Origin of the sequence: Streptomyces sp. NPDC005262 (genome assembly GCF_042872425.1) — a bacterium.
In the GTDB taxonomy this organism is placed as follows: domain Bacteria; phylum Actinomycetota; class Actinomycetes; order Streptomycetales; family Streptomycetaceae; genus Streptomyces.
In genome coordinates this window covers 558,032-575,628 of the sequence record NZ_JBIAKK010000003.1, presented here as the reverse complement: position 1 = coordinate 575,628, position 17,597 = coordinate 558,032, and the positions used below count along the sequence as shown (strand labels likewise).

Sequence of the window (17,597 nt, the reverse complement as noted above, 5' to 3'; positions counted from 1 at the left end):
TCCTCCCGCCTCCTCATCCGGAGATCGCAATGACGCGCTTCTGGCCCCGTCGTACCTTCCTGGCCGCAACCGGCGGTACGGCACTCGCCCTCGGCCTGGCCTCGAACCCCCTCCTGACCCCTGAGGCCGCGGCAGCAGCGGGCACCCCCCGGACGGAGTCCGTGGAGGAGTTCTCCGCGCTGCGCGCCAAATGGCGCACCCTGATTCTCGGCGAGGGCTTCAGCCCGACCGCCGAGCCCTTCAAGAGCCGTCTCACCGACCTCGGTGCCACCGCTGCCCAGCTCCGGTCGTCCATGGCACCGGCCACCGGCTCGCTCTGGCCCGACCTGGTGTTCGTCGACCCCGAGCCCGACACCGACCAGGAGTCCTACGGCTTCTCGGGGAACATGGCGAGCAGTTACGGCCGGCTGAGCACCATGGCCCAGGCGTTCTGCCAGCAGGGCACCGGCCTGACCGGCGACGCCGGCCTCGGGACCGACATCCTGACCGGCCTCGACCACCTCTGCTCCCAGGTGTACAACGAGAGCCGGACCCGGTACGGCAACTGGTACAGCTGGCAGATAGGCGCCCCGCAGGCCCTCCTCGACGTCTGCGTCCTGATGTACGACCAGTTGCCGGCCACCCAGCTCGCCGACTACATCAAGGCCGTCGACCACTTCGTGCCCGACTCCGCGGTGTCGAGCTACACCGGTACCAGTACCGGCGCCAACCGCGTCGATCTGTGCCGGGTACTCGCGCTGCGCGGTGTCGTCGGCGACGACCCGGCCAAGATCGCGCTCGCGCGGGACGCCCTCTCGCCCGTCTTCCCGTACGTCTCCGGCGGCGACGGCCTCTATACGGACGGGTCGTTCATCCAGCACACCACCGTCCCGTACACGGGCTCGTACGGCTCGGTGCTGCTCGGCGGCCTCGGCATGCTCTTCGCGCTGCTCGCAGGGTCCAGTTGGGCGGTCACCGACGCTGATCGACAGATCGTGTTCGACGCGGTGGAGAACGCCTGGGCGCCGTTCCTCTACAACGGACTGGTGATGGACGGCGTCTCGGGCCGCGCCATCAGCCGAGGGATCACCGCATCCGACGCCAGGAACATCCAGCAGGACGACCATCTGCGCGGCCATCCGATCCTGGCCTCGATCGTGCTCCTCGGGCAGGGTGCGAGCGCGGCCGAGAACACCCGCTGGCGCGGCCTCGTCAAGGGCTGGATGCAGCGGGACTACTACAGCCCGCCGATGAGCAACCCCTCGCTCGGACTGACGGGTCTCGCCCGGCTCAAGGGCGTCCAGGACGACGCCGCGGTCCCGTCGATCGCCGAACCGACCGGCCACCGGCTATTCACCCAGATGTCGCGGGCCACCCATCGCCGCCCGGGCTGGGCCGCCTCGATCAGCATGGCCGACAGGCGCATCACGTACTACGAGACCGGCAACGGCGAGAATCTGCGCGGCTGGCACACCGGTTCCGGAATGCTCTACTGGTGGGGCGACACCTACGGCAACGGCCAGTACAGCGACGCCTTCTGGCCCACCGTCGACCCGTACCGGCTGCCCGGCATCACCGCAACCCGCAAGGCGCTCGCGGACGCCGCCGGCGGCGACTGGGGCGCGTCCATGCCGGATGTCAACTGGGTGGGCGGCGCCACCGACGGGCAGCGGGCCGCCATCGGGCAGTATCTGAAAGGGCTGCAGAGCACGCTGCTGGCGAAGAAGTCCTGGTTCTGTCTCGACGACGCGATCGTCTGTCTGGGAGCAGGCATCAAGTGCAGCGACGGCACAGTCGTGGAGTCCACCGTCGAAAACCGCAATCTCGGCCCCACCGGCAGCACCTCCTTCACCGTCGACGGCACCACCAAGCCACTGACCTACCCGTGGTCGGAGACCCTCACAGGCACCATGTGGGCCCACATCGGGGGCCACGGCGGATATGTCTTCCCCGGCGGTGCGACCGTCAAGGCGCAGCGCGAGGCCCGCGACGGCAAGTGGAGCACTGTCAACAAGGGCAGTTCCACGACCACCCTGAACCGCAAGTACCTGACCATGTGGGTCGACCACGGCACGAACCCGGTGAACGCCTCGTACGCCTACACGCTCCTGCCGGGCGCCACCGCGGCCCAAACCTCCGCCAGAGCGGCGGACACGGGCTGGTTGCAGATCCTCGCCAACACCGACAACCAGCAGGGCGTCAGCGTCCCCTCAATCGGTTTCACCGGGGTCAACTTCTGGTTCGGCGGCACCGTCGGGACGCTCACCGCGAGCGCGCCCTGCGCGGTGATGATCAGCGAACGGAGCGACGGCACCGCGGTGATCTGCGTCAGCGACCCGATGCGGATGCAGACGTCCCTGACACTCACCTGGAACAGGGCCGTGGCCTCGGTGACCGCCAAGCCGGCGACGGTCACAGGGGCCACCACCGGAGCTTCGCTGCGGCTCACGTTCGGCGACCTCAGCGGCACCGCGGGTGCCACACAGAAGGTCACCGTCAAGCTCGGCTGACCGGCCGGCCGGCAGTCGACCGACAACGAACCGGCGTCCACTAGTCGGCCGCCTCACCGGCGGAACGACTGCGACTCGATCCCCTACGGGCAGGCGGTCTGGGGCAAGCCGTTCGTCAGTCCCGAGCCCGGGACCGGCACCAACACGAGTGCGCACACCTACGGCCCCTGCAAGGCGAACGCGGGCTACAGCCTCAGCAACGGCGAAGTCACCATGACCACCGGAGGCTGAACCAGACGCAAGTCCTTGCCCGTGATCGCAGCCGCGGTCTCCGCCACCTCCTGGCCGGCACCGCCTCGGGCGGCGTGGCGCGTGTCGTGCACGCCACGCCGCCCGATGCCGATGGCTGCGCGCAACTACCCGGCCCGAAGTCCGGCGGTCCACAGGGTCTGCGGCTCCACTGCCCGCAGATCGCGCAGAACGGTCCTTCGCCACGCAGCTGGGATCTCCGTGAAGGAGGCCACCGCGAGCACCCTGCAACCCGCGGCCTCGGCCGAGGCGACTCCCGTCGGGCTGTCCTCCACGGCGAGGCACGCCGCGGGATCCACGCCGAGCGCCCGCGCCGCCGCGAGATAGGGATCGGACGCGGGCTTGGTACGCGGCGTCTCGCCTTCGGCGACCGTCTCACGGAACCGCTCCGCGCCGAGGAGCTTGAGCACCGCGTCCACCACGGGGCGCGGGGACGCCGAGACCAGCGCCACGGGAATGTCCAGGTCCCTGAGCAGATCAAGGAAATCCGATGCGCCGGGCAACACGGTGGCTTCGGACTCGACGGCGGTCAGGAAGGCTGCGTCGAGTTCCCCGGCCACGGACTGCGCACTTCGGCCGGTACCGGAGACCCGCTGGAGATGAGCGGCCGTGTCGGCGACCGCGCGGCCCAGGACGAAGGGCAGGTCGGTCTCTCCCAGCTCGTGGCCGAGACCTGCGGCGGTCTCCCGCGCGGTTCGCAGCCACAGGGTCTCGGTGTCCACGAGTGTGCCGTCCATGTCGACGAGGACGGCGTGCGGTGCGGCGGCGAAGGGTCGTCCGTCCAGCGTCCAGTGCCGGTCCGCGTGCCGACCGAGCGAGGCGAACACCTGGGCGGCGACATCGACATGGCGGACGTTGCGGGGGGCAGCACCTGCCGCGATGCCGGGGCCCGCGGCGATCAGCCAGGCGGTACGCTCCTCCTCGGTGCGGCCGCCGTGCCCGCCCGCGTCCGCATGGCCGTGGTCGGTGACCACGAGAAACGTCCAGTCCTCGTTCTCGTACGAGCGCCGGGACCGCACCGCGTCGAGGAGTCGTCCGAGGCGCTCGTCGGCCGCCAGCACAGCACTCTCGTACGCGCTGCCGCAGCCGAGGAAGTGCGCCGTCTCGTCGGGCGCGCCGAAGTAGACGAACGAGGCCTCCGGGTCGTCTCCGGCCAGCACCCGTACGGCCTCCTCGGTGATCTGCTCGTCGCACCCGTCCCAGCCTTCGGGGGTGTGTGCGGTGGGCGAGACGTATGCGGTCCTCGCGGGGGCCCGGAAGAGCGGGCCCCCGCCGCGGGCGAGCATCAGGGGCTCCCAGCCGGCCGCGACGAAGGTGCGCCGTCCGTCCTGTTCCGTCAGCCGGGTCGCGAAGTCGGGGAAGACGGTGAGGCGGTGGCCGGTGAAGTCGTTGCTCCACACGCCGTGCTTGGCGACGGTCACACCGGTCACGACCGTGGCCCAGCACGGCCCCGACATCGTCGGGGTGTCGTCGTCGATCCCGACCGGTGCGAGGAAGCCCTGCCGTGCGAGGGCGTCCAGGTGCGGGGTCGGCAGCCGGCGCAGGGTGTCGAGCCGCACGCCGTCAATGCCGACGACGAGGACGCGGCGGGCACGACCAGGCATGACGAAGTCCTTCCCACGTTCGATCGGAGTGGCCGGCTCAGGGTCCGGCCGCGCCCGTTGTCGACGGGCCGCTCAAGTCGCCGTCGTTGCAGACGGCTGGTCACCGCGGCGGTCAGCTGCCGCGCAGGGAGATCCGCACGGCGGCAGGTCATGCGGGACGCTCCTCAGGCCGAGCGGTTCAGCTCGTCGGGACCGACTCCGTACGCGAAGGGCGCACCCTGTGCGTACCGCTCCACTTCATCGATCGCCCAGTGCGCCATGCGGCCGAGCTCATTGCCGAGGGAGCCGGCGATGTGCGGGGTCAGCAGTATGTTGGGCAGGTTGTACAGCGGGGAATCGGCAGGCAGATGGTCGGGGTCCGTCACATCGATGACGCCGTGGATCCGCCCGGACACGAGTTCCGCGGTGAGAGCCAGGGTGTCGACGAGCGAGCCGCGCGCGGTGTTGATGAGTGTGGCCCCGTCCGCCATCAGAGCGAGCAGTCGCGCGTCGAACATGTGCCGGGTCTCCGGGAGTTCGGGAGCGTGAATGGATACCACATGACTGCGCCGTACGAGCTCGTCGAGACCGACGCGCTCCACGCCGAGGGCGGTGGCGTCCTCCTTGTCCACATACGGATCGTGCAGCAGGACCTCCAGGTCGAACGGCCGCAGCAGTTCGATCACCCGGCGGCCGATCCGTGAGGCGCCCACGATTCCTATCGTGCGCAGATAGTTGCCCTGCCCGGCGAAGTGCGGGAGGAGGTCGAAGGCGCCCCGTGTCTCGCGGTAGCGCCGCGCCGCGCCGAGGACCCGCTTGTTGGCGAACAGGATGGCCGCCAGGGTGAATTCGGCGACGGGAAGTGCGTTGGCGGCGGCCGCGGACGAGACGGCGATGCCCCGCTCCCACACCGCCTCGGTGACGTGGTGCTTGACGGAACCTGCCGCATGGACGACCGCCCGCAGGCGCGGCATGAGCCGCAGCGCCTCGTCGGTGAGCTGCGGGGAGCCCCAGTGCGTGAAGAGGACTTCGGTGTCGGCGAGCGCGGCGGGATCGGCGGCGGCGTAGTCCGTGACCAGGAGCGACGTGTCCACCGCCGTGATGTGCCCGAGCCGCTCGAGGGCGCCGCCGGCCAGCAGGGTGCGGTGGATCTCGCCGCCCATGGCGAGCACGGTGACAGGTCGCGGGCCGGCCGGGGTGCGGTCCGAGCTGTTCAGGACGGTGCCTTCCGGTACGAGCATGATCACTTCACCGCACCCGCGGTCAGACCGGAGCGCCAGAAGCGCTGCAGGCCGATGAACGCGATGATCAGCGGGATGGCGGCGATGAGCGAGCCGGTGATCACCAGCGAGTAGAACTCGGGCTGCTGGGACGTGTTCGTGTTCCACATGAAAAGGCCCAGGTTGACCGGGTAGAGGGAGTCGTCGTTGAGCATGACCAGGGCGCCGAAGAAGTTGTTCCAGCTTCCGGTGAAGGAGAACAGGAAGATGGTCATGAAGCCGGGGGCGAGCATCGGCAGCGAGATCCTGCTGAACATACGGAGCTCGCCGGCTCCGTCCACCCGCGCCGCCTCGAGGACCTCGTCGGGTACGTACCCCTCGGAGAAGACCCGGGCGAGATACACACCGAACGGGTTGACCAGGGCGGGCAGCAGGATCGCCCAGTAGGTGTTGACGACGCCGACCTTGGAGGCCAGCAGATACATCGGCAGCTGGATCACCGTGGCGGGCACCAGGACACCGCCGAGCACCAGACCGAACAGCTTCTCCTTGCCACGGAAGTCGTACTTGTCGAAGGCGTAGCCCGTGGCGGTGCACAGCAGCGCGGAGGCGGCCGAGCCGACCACCGAGTACAGCAGGCTGTTGCCGAACCAGCGCAGGTAGATGCCGTCGTTGAAGGTCAGGACGTCATGGATGTTCACGAACAGGTTGAAGTCCCCGAAGGAGAAGCCACCGGTGGCGAACAGGTCACGGTGGTTCTTGGTGGCCGCGAAGAGCAGCCAGCTGACCGGCATCAGCATGTAGAACGCGGCGAGGAGCAGTACCCCGTTGACCACGCCCTTGGAGAGCAGCACATGCGTCGGGCCGCGCCGCCGGCCGGCTGCGGCGGGTCTGCGCTCGGAGGGAGCGGCCGGCGCCTGGGCGGGGACGGATTCCTTGGTGACCGTGTGAGTGCTCATGCGGACTTCCACCGGTTTCCGAGCTTGGTGACGACGTACGAGAGCAGCACGCCGAGGGTGGCGAGCATCAGGGAAGCGGCGGCGGCGAGTCCGTAGTCGTGCTGGACGAAGCCGGCCTTCCAGATGAACAGGGTCGGCGACCACTCGGTGTCCACCGATGAGGTGCCCCGCTGGTTGAAGAGCTTGGGCTCGGTGAAGAGCTGGATGGCGCCGACGCAGGTGAAGAGCACGGTCATGACGACCGCGGAGGCGATCATCGGCACCTTGATCTGCAAGGCGGTACGGATGGCTCCGGCGCCGTCGACGACGGCGGCCTCGACGAGCTCACGCGGTACGGCCTGCAGCGCCGCGTAGAAGATCACCATGTTGTAGCCGATCCACTGCCATGCGGTGAGGTTCACCATGGAGGAGAGCACATTGTCGTCGCTGAAGAAGTTCCACGAACCGCCGAGGGCGCCGATCCAGTCGAGCACCGGGCTGAGACCGGGCGTGTAGAGGTAGATCCACAGGATCGAGGCGATCAGACCCGGCACGGCGTGCGGCAGGAAGAGTGCCAGCTGGAAGAACTTCCTGGCCCTGGCGACCGCGGAGTCCACGAGCAGCGCGAGTCCGAGCGCGGCGCCGATCATGACCGGGATGTACAGCGCGCAGTAGACCGCGATGTGCAGGAAGGACTCCCGGAAGCCCTGGTCGGACAGGGCGTTGGTGAAGTTGGCGAAGCCGGCGAACACCCGCTCGGTGCCGCCGAATCCCAGCCCGGAGGAGGCGCGCTCCTGGAACAGGCTCATCCACACGGCATAGATGATCGGAGCCGCCATCACGGCGGCGAACAGCACGAAGAACGGAACGATGAACAGGGCCGCGGCACCGCGCTGTTTGCGCTTCAGCCGGGACGTGCTCGCGCGGGGTGTGCCGGCTCGTGACGGTCGCACGGCCTTGGCGAGTGGTGCTGCCACGGTGGGCTCCTTGGCGGATGGACGCTGCGGGGGAGGGTGGTCGACGGGGTCCGGCCGCGGTCAGGCGCGGCCGGACCCCGACGGGTCACTTGGCGAGCTTGAGCCCGCGGTCCTCGATGCCCGACTTGGCCTTCTGCTGGCCGGCCTCGACGCCGGCTGCGAAGCCGCCCTTGGCGGACGCGTCCTGCACCGCCGTGTAGACGTCCATCTGGTTCGGACCCCAGGTCCAGCCGGGGACGATGGTGTCGACCTGCTCGGAGGCGAGCTTGTAGATGTCCTGGTCCTTGAAGTACGCGGTGTCGAACTGGGACGCGGCGACCTCACGCATCTCCGGGTTGGCCGGCAGCGCGCTGCTGGGGGACTTCTTGTCGCTCAGACGGGCCTTGACGGCGTCGCCGTTGGTGGTGACCCACTTGATGAACTCGGCGGCGGCCTCGGTGTGCTTGCTGCCCTTGAGTACTCCGTAGGAGGTGCCGCCGTAGTTGCCGATGGCGGGGGTGCCCCAGTTCGGCATGGGCCCCGCGGCCCACTTGCCCGCGAGGTCGGGGAGCGAGGTCTTCATGCCACCCGCGGACCAGGAGGCGCCGAGGAAGCTGAGCGTCTTGCCCTCGACCCGCGCCTTGGTCTCCTCGGGGCTCCAGCCGGTGAAGGTCTGCACGAGGTCGTCCTTGATCAGACCGTCCCAGTAGCCTGCGGCCTTCCTGGAGCCGGCGTCGTCGACGGCGGGCTTCCAGGCGTCACCCTCGGTGGAGAACCACTTTCCACCGGCCTGCCAGGAGAGCGCGGCGAACAGCGCCGGGTCCGACTTGGGCATCGAGGCCAGACGGACGCTCTTGTCCTTCTTCTTGACCTTCGCGGCGGCGGTCCTGAACTCGTCCCAGGTCTTGGGGACTTCGATGCCGTACTTCTTGAACAGGTCCGTGCGGTAGTAGTACAGCTGCGGTGCGGCGTCGAACGGGACCGTCCAGGTCTTGCCGCCGAAGTTCACCAGGTTCTGGATGGGTTCGGGGAACTTCTCCTTGACCGTGTCACCGGCGAGGTCGGTGAGGTCGACCAGATTTCCCTGGCTCGCGAACTCGGGGACCATCTGGTACTCGATGGTGGCGACGTCGGGGGCGTTGCCCGCCTTCACCGCGTTGGCCAGCTTGCTGTATCCCTCGGTCGAGCTCGGGATCTCGGTGAACTTGACCTGGATGTCCTTGTGGGTCCTGTTGAACTCGTCGGCAGTCGCCTTGGCGCCCAGCGTCCAGGTCCAGTAGTTGATGGTGACCGGCTTGCCGTTCGACTTGGCGTCGGTCGAGCCGCCGTCGCCGCCGCAGGCAGTGGCGAGCAGCCCCAGAGCTGCGACGGACGAGACGGCGGCTATACGGAACGAACGTGAAGTGCGCGACATTGCACGGCTCCTACGGGACCTCGTACGGAAAGAGAGGCGAACGAGGGACATCATTTGCGCGACGTCGATCACAGTCAAGAGCAAACGCACACAACAATCAAAACGATCGAGACACGATCAGTTGCTGCTCACTTCGCCGGCCCCGCACGACGCCCGTACCCGGAGCTCCGGCAGCAGTTCGAGGTGCTGGCGCGGCGTCGGAGTCCGGCCCGAGGCGCGCTCCGCCAGCCGCTGCAGCATCAGTTTCGCCGCCAGCTCGCCCACCGCCCGCTTCGGTGGCGCGACGGCCGTGAGCGGCACGTCGGACAGGCCCGCCACCTCGTCGTCGTACGCGATGAGGGCCAGGTCGGAGGGCACGCTGATGCCGCGCTCCTGCAGCCTGGGCACCAGCACGATCGCGTCCTCGTCGCTGTGCACGAGCGCTGCCGTGACCCCCCGTTCCCTGACCGCGTCCACCAGGTACTGCACTGTCTCGTCGTACTCGCCATGTCCCCTGATCGCCGGCGATCCCGGCACGGGCGTCAGCCCGAGCGACTCCGTCGCGGCCAGATATCCCGCGGCGATCTGTGCGGCGTGCGGTCCTTCCTGCAGTACCGCCGCCACCGCCCGGTGTCCGAGTTTCGCGAAGTGACCGACCGCCACCGCGGCGCCGTGCGCCCGGTCCGTGCGCACCCGGTCGAGCCCTGCGGCCGGATTGCCAGCCGGCGCCGTGCGCTCGACGAGCACGGCCGGGACCGGGCATTCCAGCAGCCATTTCTCCTGGCCGTCGGCGGGTACCCCGCCGAACCAGCTGGGCGCGATCAACAGCCCTTCGGCCCCTCCCGCCAGCAGGTGTTCCGCCTGTACGGGGTCCTCCGTGTCGACATAGCCGGACATCCCGAGCACCAGTCGGCCGCCCTGGGCCTCCACGGTCTCGCGCGCCCCGCGTACGATGTCGGCGAAGATGAAGTTGGTGGTCGGCACGATCATTCCGATCACGGCGCCCTCGGCGGCCGGCGCCTGGACCGGGTCCTCCGAGGCCTGACCACCCGGCCACACCACGGCCCCGTGCAGCCGCTGGACCCTCCCCTGGGCCGCCAGCGCCTCCACATCGCGCCTCAACGTCACTGCTGAGACACCGAGTTCGGACGCCAGCTCGGCGACGCGGAGGCTGCCGCGCTCCCTGACGAGCTCGAGCACGCGCTCATGGCGCTGGTCGACATGCAGTCGCATGGGCTCCCCCTGTGGCAAGGCTGGAAGGACGGACGCGGAGAGTGACTCCTCGCAGGTCACTGTACGCCCAATAGCGTATCGAGCGTCTGTGTTCAATACGATCGCCGGGGGCTCAGGGTGATCCGCCGGCTCTTCCTGGATCCGTCCTCCGCGGGGACCCGCGTACGCCCTTGCCCTCGCTGCGGCCGGCGCCCGGAATCCGGTCGTCGCGACTCGTGGAGTCGCAGATCAGGGGCCGTACCGGATCCGGTACGGCCCCTGATCTGCGAATGCGGCCAGGCGGTCAGGCCACGTACAGCGTGCGAAGGAACGCGGCGAGGTTGGCCCGGGTGCGTGCCACCTGCTCCTCCAGGGTCAGTGTCTCCTTGAATCGCCCGCCGGAGGCCGGGACCTTCCTGCCGCGGACGTAGAGCGAGCAGGCGAGGTCGGTGCAGATGTACACGCCGACCGAATTCCCCTCCCGCCCCGCCGGCCCCGTCTTGCGGGCGGTCATCAGTGAGACGCCGCTGCCCGGGTGCGTGGTCAGGCAGAGCGAACACATGCTGCGGTGGAGAAAGCCCCGTTGCTGGGAGGGGAACCGGAGGGTGATGCCGATCAGCTCACCGTCGTGCTCGGTGACGACATAGCTGCGCCCCGGTGCGGCGAGATCGCGCCAGCCCAGGAAATCCAGGTCGTCCCAGGGCTGCTCGGCAAGATCGCGCGGCATCGGCAGGCGCTTGGCTTCCCCCTTCGAGCAATTGACGAACGATGCGCGGATGTCCTGCTCACTCACGGCCTTCATACCGAGGACGCTAGTGATACCTATGAGTCCTAGGCAAACGATTAATCGCCCTAGGTTACGAGTCGGCTCCGGCGGGGACGGCCGTGACCTTCAGGCAGTGGGCGGGGGGATGCTTCACAGGCAGCTCCGGGCGCCAGGCGGCGAGGATCTGGGCCGACGGATCGAAGAGCGGTTCCGGCAGGTCGCCGAGGCCGGTCCACTGCCACGCGCTGATCAGATGGGGTTCGGTGACCTGAGGGTTCTCCGCCTGCACGGTCACGACGGCCGCCATGGTCACGCGGTTGATACCGGCGACCACGTCGTGAAGCATCGCGAAGACCGTCACCCGGTCCTCGGTGACGTCCAGGCCGGTCTCCTCACGCAGCTCACGCACGGCAGCCGCGGCGATCGACTCGTTCGTCGGGTCGACCTTGCCGCCCGGCAGCTCCCAGGTGCCGCCATGGTGTCTGCCGAGCAGGATGCGTCCTCGCTCGTCCTGCACGACGACGCCCACCCCGAGCGCCGCTTGGGCGACGGGCGGACGGCTGTTGCGTGCGGGGTGTTCGGTGGGTCGGGAATCCATGGTGCTCCTCGTCGGCCGGGATCGTCGCGTCCGGTGCGAGCGGGCGCGACGATCCCCCTGCACGGTCGTCGGTCGGTGCGGTCGTCGGTTCAGCGGTCCTGCGACAGGGCGTACAACTCGGCGAAGAGGCCGTCTCCGTGAGCCAGTTGGTGGAAAGTCCCTTCTTCCCGGATCCGGCCCCGGTCGAGGACGAGAATCCGGTCGGCCATCCTCACATTGTCGAGGCGGTGCGTGACGACCAGGGTGATCCGGCCCGGGGCCATCTCCCGCAGCGCGGTGAAGATCTGGTGCTCGCCCCGGGCGTCCATCTCGCTGGTGGGCTCGTCCAGAATGAGGAGACCCGGCCCGCGGTACATGGCCCGTGCACAGGCGAGACGCTGCCACTGGCCACCGGACAGCTCGTGTCCGCCCCACAGGGAACGGGCGAGCAGTGTGTCCATCCCGTCCGGAAGGCCCCGGATCGGCCCGTCCATGCCGACGCGCGCCGCCGCCTCCCACACCAGGTCGTCACCGTGCTCCCGGGGTTGGCCCAGGTCGATGTTCTCGCGCGCGGCCAGCGGCCAGTGACCGCTCTGCTGCGGTACGAGTCCCACGTGCCGCCATACCGCTTCGGCGTCCGCCATCGCCAGATCGGTGTCGTCCCAGTGCACGGTGCCGCTGGTGGGAAGGGTCAGTCCGGTCAGCAGGCGTACGAGAGTGGACTTGCCCGCCCCGTTCTCGCCGACCAGTGCGACGATCTCGCCCCGGCGCAGGGTGAGAGACACCGGGTGCAGCGCCGGCGTGTCCTTCTTCGGGTAGCTGAATCCGGCCCCGGTCAGCCGGATCTCGGTCGGGGCCTGCGGTACGGCTGCGCCCCGATGCGTGGTCAGATCGCGGGCCCGGGCGAGAAAGCGGTGGTAGTCGTCGAGGTAGAGACCATGGTGGAACATGGCAGCGCCGTACCGGATCACTGAGTTGAGCGACCGACCCGCGGTCTGCGAGGCCATGACGGCCGTACCGGCGATCGCCAGAGTCATCCGCCCGGACACGACCAGCCCGGCCAGCGAGGCCCACATCCCGACGGTGAACACCCCGCTCAGTGCCGCGGCGACGGCGTTGACCCGCAGATACAACGGCGCCGCTGCCAGCGCCCGCCCCTCGACCCGGTCGCACATCGTGCGATACCAGAAATGCAGGTACGGGCGCATGGTGTTGGCGCGCAGTTCGTCGGCGAGCGTCGGTGTCGTCAGGAACCAGCGCATCATGCCCCTCGTGTTGCGTGCCGAGACCGACGCGTCGAACACCCGGTAGTCGATCCTGGCGGCGATCACCCCGCCGAGACCACGGGGGACGACGGAGAGCAGCAGGACCACGAGCAGCAGCGGGTGCAGCACCGTCAGTACGGAAGCGGCGGTCATGAGCTGGACGAGCCCGTTGGTCATGCTCTTGGCGTCCTCCGCGAGATCGACCGCCCGCATCGCTCCGATCTCCGCGGCCTGGCTGCGGTCGCTGAACCCCTCCTGGTCGTACGCGGACAGCTCGACCCGCATATGCGTGTCCACCATGGTCAGATCGGCGGCCGACGCCACCTGGGGATTGAGCCTGCGCGTCGCCCAGTCGGCCACCAGCCAGGCCGTTGAGCCGACCCCCAGCGCGACGCCCGCGACCGTCAGCGCGGGCCACGCGCGGTGAAGGCCGGCCGCGGCGTCCGTCGAGCCGAACAGCGGCCCCATCGCGTCCGCCACCGACGCGAGCATCACGGCCGTCCCGACGCCGGAGAGCAACTGGCAGAGCAGCACGGTCACCACCATGTGCCGGTCGACCGACCAGGCAAGCCGGAACGTACGGCCGAGCGCGGCCGGGATACGGCGCGCCATGTCCCACAGGGTCGCGTCCTGCATCGCGTTGGCGTGCGCCCGCCCGGTGAAACTCAGCTCCGGGGGTGCGGCGGGCCGTGGCGCACCGGGTTTCGTCCTGCCCTCCTGGTGGGGGACGGCGGCTGCGGGCCCGGTCGGCAGCGGTTTCTCCAGGCTCATGCCCACCACCCCGAGACCGGGCTGCCCTGGGTCAGGAGAGCAACTGATGCGGCGTCAATCCGATGTCGAGGAGGCAGGAGGTGAACCGGAAGCTCATCGAACATGAGATGAACACGCTGAAGGGCGCGTACGGAATTCATCGTTCCTCCTGAAGTCGCTGCGATCGGGACAAGCGACCGGAGAACGCGGCTGATCAAGAGGTCGTCACGGAGGTACGAGAGCGAATCATCGGCCTGATGTTCGAGCCGGATACGCGTTCCGGAGTACGGCTGGGCGAGCGGCCGTAATCGGGCGTTCGATTCACCCGTGCGGTGGGAAGTCGCTCGATCGAGGCATTGACCGGGATGCGGCCGGGCTCCGGCATCCCTTGTCCAGCCGACCCGCGACGGCCGCTCATACGGTCAGTCGCAGCGATGTCGCCGAAATGCCGAGCCGCACGGTCTGACTCCATGTCAGTTCCAGTGCGTCGCCCTCCATCCCGTCACCGAAGACCACCACCCGGTCGGACTCGACCGTGAGACGCAGCCGCTGGTCACGCCTGAGTTCGCCCGCCACCAGCGAGGTGCCGGTCGTGGGTGACGGTCAGGCCTCGCGTACGAACCAGACCAGCCGGGGATCGGTCGGGCCGGGCAGCGCCAGGGTGCTCCCGCGCTCCTGCCACAGCGAACGCAACCAGCCGGTCGAGCCGGTGCCCGTGCCGACCAGGACGCCGGACGACGCCTGCGGTTCGGCGGGGGAGCCGTCGGCGTCGGGACCGAGCCGGTACCGGGCCGTCTGGTGACCTGGCGGGCCCAGGTAGATCTCATTGAGTGCGAGGAGGGTCTGGGTGTCGTCGGCGACGGCCTCGACCATGGTGAGATCGTCCGTCGTGCCGCCGGGGGACGCGGCCGCCCGGAAGAGGGCAGCCGCATCCCCGGGACGGTGGCGCACCAGTACGCCGGGGTTGCGGCCGGGGTCGGTGTCGATGCCCACAACGGGCTGGCCGGACAGGTATTTGGCGACGTTGGCGACCAGTCCGTCCTGCCCGACGACGACCACCACGTCCTCGGGCCCGAAGAGGAAACGGTCGAGGTCCGCGCGCTCCACCCGGGACTGGCGCCACTGCAGCGGCACGGCTGCCGCCACATCGGCGAGCGCCTGCCGGGTCCGCCCGTGCCGCCGCGCCACCTCCTCGACGGAACGGCCGCGGGAGGACAGGAAGAACTCCGCCTGGCCGTGCGTGCCGTGTCGGGCGAGCAGTTCCTCGTACTCGGTCGTCCGGTGTACGAGCACCGCTCGCGGGGCGAGGCTCACGCGCGCACCTCCGGGTCGGGCCGGCCGAGCCGGGTGAGCAGACCGGTGAGGACATCGGGGGAGAGGGTGACGCTGTCGATGCGCGGCAGGTTCTCGGCGAGCCGGGTGGCGGCAAGGGCGTGCAATGTCCCGGTGTCCACCTCCGCGTGCACCCGCAACCAGGCCGCCTGTGACTCGGCGCGTGCCGCGCCGACGTCGCGGGCGGCTGCCGCCTCGGCTCGGGCCAGGCGCACCTTGCGCGCCGCTTCGGCCGCGGCGCGCACCCCGTCGGCCGCCGCGTTCTCCTCGGCCTCGCGGCGAGTGTTGGTGCCTCGCTGCTCGACCAACTGCTCCTCACGGCGGGCGAGTTCGATCTTACTGGCGAGCTCGTTCTCGGCGATGGTCCGTTCGCGCTCGACCGCCACGGCCCGGCGTTCGTACGTGGCCCGGTCGGCCTCCTGCTGGATCTGCTCGCGGGCGGGAGTGCGCAGGGCGCGCTCCACCTCGGCCTCGGGGCGGATCGCGACGACGCGTACGGCGACCACGTCGATGCCGGTGGCGGGCAGCCGGGGCTCGGCGGCAAGCCCCTCGGCGACCCGGTTCCGTACCGACGCGACTCCGTCGACCAGCGCCCCGGCCAGCGGGGTGCGCGCCAGCACGTCCAGGGTGTGCTGCTGGGCCGTCTCGGTGAGGAGCGTGGCGATCTGCTCCAGCGGCGCACCGCGCCAGACGCCGGTGTCCGGGTCGACGGAGAAGTCGAGCCGGGCGGCGGCCTCGGCCGGGTCGCTGATCCGGTACGTCACGGTGGCCTGCACGGTGACGTCCTGGAAGTCGGATGTACGGGCGTGGAAGGCCATCGCCAACTCCCGGTCGTTTACCGGAACTTCGGAGAGAGCGGCGCTCAGTGACCGGTACCAGAAGCTCAGCCCCGGCCCGTCGTGCGCCAGGCGGCCGCGCTTGTGGTGGCGGATGTGGGCGGTGGGTGCGGAGCGCAGGTGGCGCCAGCCGAACCTCTTGGTGATGTCGGCCATGTCGGATCCCCCTCGATTCTCGTCATGACGACGATAAGAGGGCTGGGTCGATATCGTCAAGAGGACGAGAACGGTTCGGGATGCGTGTCCAGGCGTCGGCCGCCCTTCGCGGCGAGGAACCTGGCCGGTACCTCGCCACCCCCGTGTACCGCCAGATCGGTGCCGTTGACGTACGGAGCGAGGTCGCCGGCCAGAAAGAGGCAGGCGCGCGCGACATCGTCCGGCACGGCCATCCGTCCCATCGGGATGACGCCCGCCACCGCCGCACCACCGTCCTCGCCGTACACCGACACCGCGCTCTCGGTACGGATCAGTCCGGTCGTGATGTGATTGACGCGCACCTTCGGCGCCCACTCCAGGGCCAGCGCCCGGGTCAGGGCCAGCAGCCCGGCCTTCGCCGCCGTGTAGGCGGCGGTGCCCGGCTGCGGGGTGTGGGCGGAGACGCTGCCGATGTTGACGATCGAGCCGCCGTCCTGCTGGCCCTGCATGATCCGGTTCGCCGCCTGCGCCACATAGAACGGGGCCAGCAGATTGAGTGCGACGACCTTCTCGACGAACCGCGGCGACACGGTCGCCGCAGCGGCCTCGGGGGAGCCGCCCGCATTGTTGACCAGTACGTCCAGTCGTCCGAACCGCTCCACGGCGGCGTCGACGAGACCGGCGGCCGCGGCCGGGTCCCGGACGTCGACCGACCGGAAGTGAGCCGTCCGTCCACCCGCTCCGGGCGCTGACGGCGGCTCGTTGCGCCCGCACACCATGACCTCGGCGCCCGCGGCGAGGAACATCTCGGCGATCGCGGCGCCGATGCCCTTGGTGCCGCCGGTGACGACGACCGTGCGCCCCGTGAAGTCGACGGGATTGCCGATGTCCATGCTCCACCCCTGCCGTTGCCGAAGTGCGTGCCGTTCGTCGAACCGACAGCAATCTACCAATCGTTTGTTTGATAGATACTGGCCGGGACCGGGCGGCTGGTGAGGAAGCCGGACATGCGAAACGCGGGCGGCCGGTGACTCCCGAAGAAGTCACCGGCCGACCGGACGGTGCGCCGCCCCCGTCCCCACGGTGCGGCGCAGGCGGGCCCTCGTCATCCGCTCGGACGACGGCCCACGTTCATCAGGACCCGGTCGTGGCCGGATCCAGTCCGAGCGACGGGAAAACCGCGCTCTCCACGAAGCGGGTGAGATATGCCTCATCCGCGATCTTCGCCTCCAGTAGCGGCCTGGCGCGCATCACGCCCAGCAGCTGCGCGGAGACGAACTCCGCGCCCGCGTTGTCCGCGGTGATCTCGCCGCGCTCCATGCCACGCCGGACCATCGCGTCGATCGCCGCCAACTCCGGCAGGATCAGCGCTTCGCGCAGTGCGCAGAGCAGCTCAGGACTCTGCAGCGCGGCATGGCTCAGCGCATGCATCAGCGGCGTGTCACGCCCGGAGCGCGCGCCGATGACCCGCGCCGCCTCGCGCAGATCACCGGCGAGTGTGCCCGTGTCGATGTGCGACAGCAGCATCTGCCGGGTGCTGTGCAGTGCTGCGACGACCAGCTCCGGCTTGGAGCCCCACTGCCGGTAGAGAGTGGACTTCCCGCACCGGGTGCGGGACGCGACCCCTTCCATGGTGAGGGACTCGTAGCCGCTCTCCCGGAGCAGTTCGAGCACGGCCGTATAGAACTCTTGCGCCCGCTCCGGCGTGATCTTCGAGCGGCGCGGCGTGTGAGCCGGTTCCTGCACGGAATCGTGCGACGACATGTGCTGTTCCCTCTCTGCGACTGTGCGACGAGGTCCATCGATACGCCAGTGTACCGAAACGCCGCTGTACCGAAACGTTCGCGTATCGGTACACTGGCGTATCGATGCGTCATGGACTGGACCATGCCGCCG

13 protein-coding genes and 1 pseudogene are annotated in these 17,597 nt (G+C 69.5%); 1 reads left to right on the top strand and 13 read right to left on the bottom strand.

Features of this window, described 5'->3' with window-relative positions:
- The first annotated feature begins 29 nt into the window (after nucleotides 1–29).
- Entirely contained in the window at nucleotides 30–2,489 is a 2,460-nt protein-coding gene (locus ACFYP5_RS12600) for a polysaccharide lyase 8 family protein (protein ID WP_389034159.1), read from the top strand.
- 356 nt (nucleotides 2,490–2,845) lie between these two features.
- On the opposite strand, the gene ACFYP5_RS12595 is transcribed toward ACFYP5_RS12600, so the two are convergent.
- The 13 genes and pseudogenes from ACFYP5_RS12595 to ACFYP5_RS12535 form a co-directional block, all read right to left on the bottom strand.
- Entirely contained in the window at nucleotides 2,846–4,342 is a 1,497-nt protein-coding gene (locus tag ACFYP5_RS12595) for an HAD-IA family hydrolase (RefSeq protein WP_389034156.1), read from the bottom strand.
- Nucleotides 4,343–4,506: 164 nt separating this feature from the next.
- Entirely contained in the window at nucleotides 4,507–5,562 is a 1,056-nt protein-coding gene (locus ACFYP5_RS12590) for a hydroxyacid dehydrogenase (RefSeq protein ID WP_389034153.1), read from the bottom strand.
- 2 nt (nucleotides 5,563–5,564) lie between these two features.
- Nucleotides 5,565–6,500: a carbohydrate ABC transporter permease gene (locus ACFYP5_RS12585; protein ID WP_389034151.1), complete on the bottom strand. Its 936-nt coding sequence runs from the start codon at nucleotides 6,498–6,500 to the stop codon at nucleotides 5,565–5,567.
- Entirely contained in the window at nucleotides 6,497–7,456 is a 960-nt protein-coding gene (locus tag ACFYP5_RS12580) for a carbohydrate ABC transporter permease (RefSeq protein ID WP_389034148.1), read from the bottom strand. The genes ACFYP5_RS12585 and ACFYP5_RS12580 overlap by 4 nt, the downstream gene beginning before the upstream one ends.
- Nucleotides 7,457–7,541: 85 nt before the next feature.
- Nucleotides 7,542–8,849, bottom strand: a complete 1,308-nt coding sequence (locus ACFYP5_RS12575) for an ABC transporter substrate-binding protein (protein WP_389034145.1) — start codon at nucleotides 8,847–8,849, stop codon at nucleotides 7,542–7,544.
- A gap of 117 nt (nucleotides 8,850–8,966) precedes the next feature.
- Complete coding sequence (locus ACFYP5_RS12570; protein WP_389034142.1) at nucleotides 8,967–10,061, bottom strand: substrate-binding domain-containing protein; 1,095 nt, start codon at nucleotides 10,059–10,061, stop codon at nucleotides 8,967–8,969.
- Nucleotides 10,062–10,344: 283 nt separating this feature from the next.
- Nucleotides 10,345–10,842, bottom strand: coding sequence for an FBP domain-containing protein (locus tag ACFYP5_RS12565; protein WP_389034139.1), 498 nt, complete (start codon nucleotides 10,840–10,842; stop codon nucleotides 10,345–10,347).
- A 55-nt stretch (nucleotides 10,843–10,897) separates the two neighbouring features.
- A complete protein-coding gene (locus ACFYP5_RS12560) occupies nucleotides 10,898–11,404 on the bottom strand; it encodes an NUDIX hydrolase (RefSeq protein ID WP_389034136.1) in 507 nt (168 codons plus the stop codon).
- Nucleotides 11,405–11,493: 89 nt separating this feature from the next.
- On the bottom strand, nucleotides 11,494–13,419 hold the full coding sequence (locus tag ACFYP5_RS12555) for an ABC transporter ATP-binding protein (RefSeq protein WP_389034134.1): 1,926 nt from the start codon (nucleotides 13,417–13,419) through the stop codon (nucleotides 11,494–11,496).
- Between the two features lie 393 nt (nucleotides 13,420–13,812).
- Nucleotides 13,813–14,712: pseudogene (locus ACFYP5_RS12550) on the bottom strand (hypothetical protein).
- Nucleotides 14,709–15,722, bottom strand: coding sequence for an SPFH domain-containing protein (locus ACFYP5_RS12545; protein WP_389034131.1), 1,014 nt, complete (start codon nucleotides 15,720–15,722; stop codon nucleotides 14,709–14,711). The pseudogene ACFYP5_RS12550 and the gene ACFYP5_RS12545 overlap by 4 nt, the downstream one beginning before the upstream one ends.
- 56 nt (nucleotides 15,723–15,778) lie before the next feature.
- Nucleotides 15,779–16,594 (bottom strand): SDR family oxidoreductase, encoded by an 816-nt coding sequence (locus ACFYP5_RS12540; RefSeq protein ID WP_389034129.1) that lies wholly within the window; start codon nucleotides 16,592–16,594, stop codon nucleotides 15,779–15,781.
- 241 nt (nucleotides 16,595–16,835) lie between these two features.
- The gene (locus tag ACFYP5_RS12535) at nucleotides 16,836–17,465 is read right to left on the bottom strand and encodes a TetR/AcrR family transcriptional regulator (RefSeq protein ID WP_376513574.1); all 630 of its coding nucleotides are present in this window, start codon (nucleotides 17,463–17,465) and stop codon (nucleotides 16,836–16,838) included.
- Between the last annotated feature and the right edge of the window lie 132 nt (nucleotides 17,466–17,597).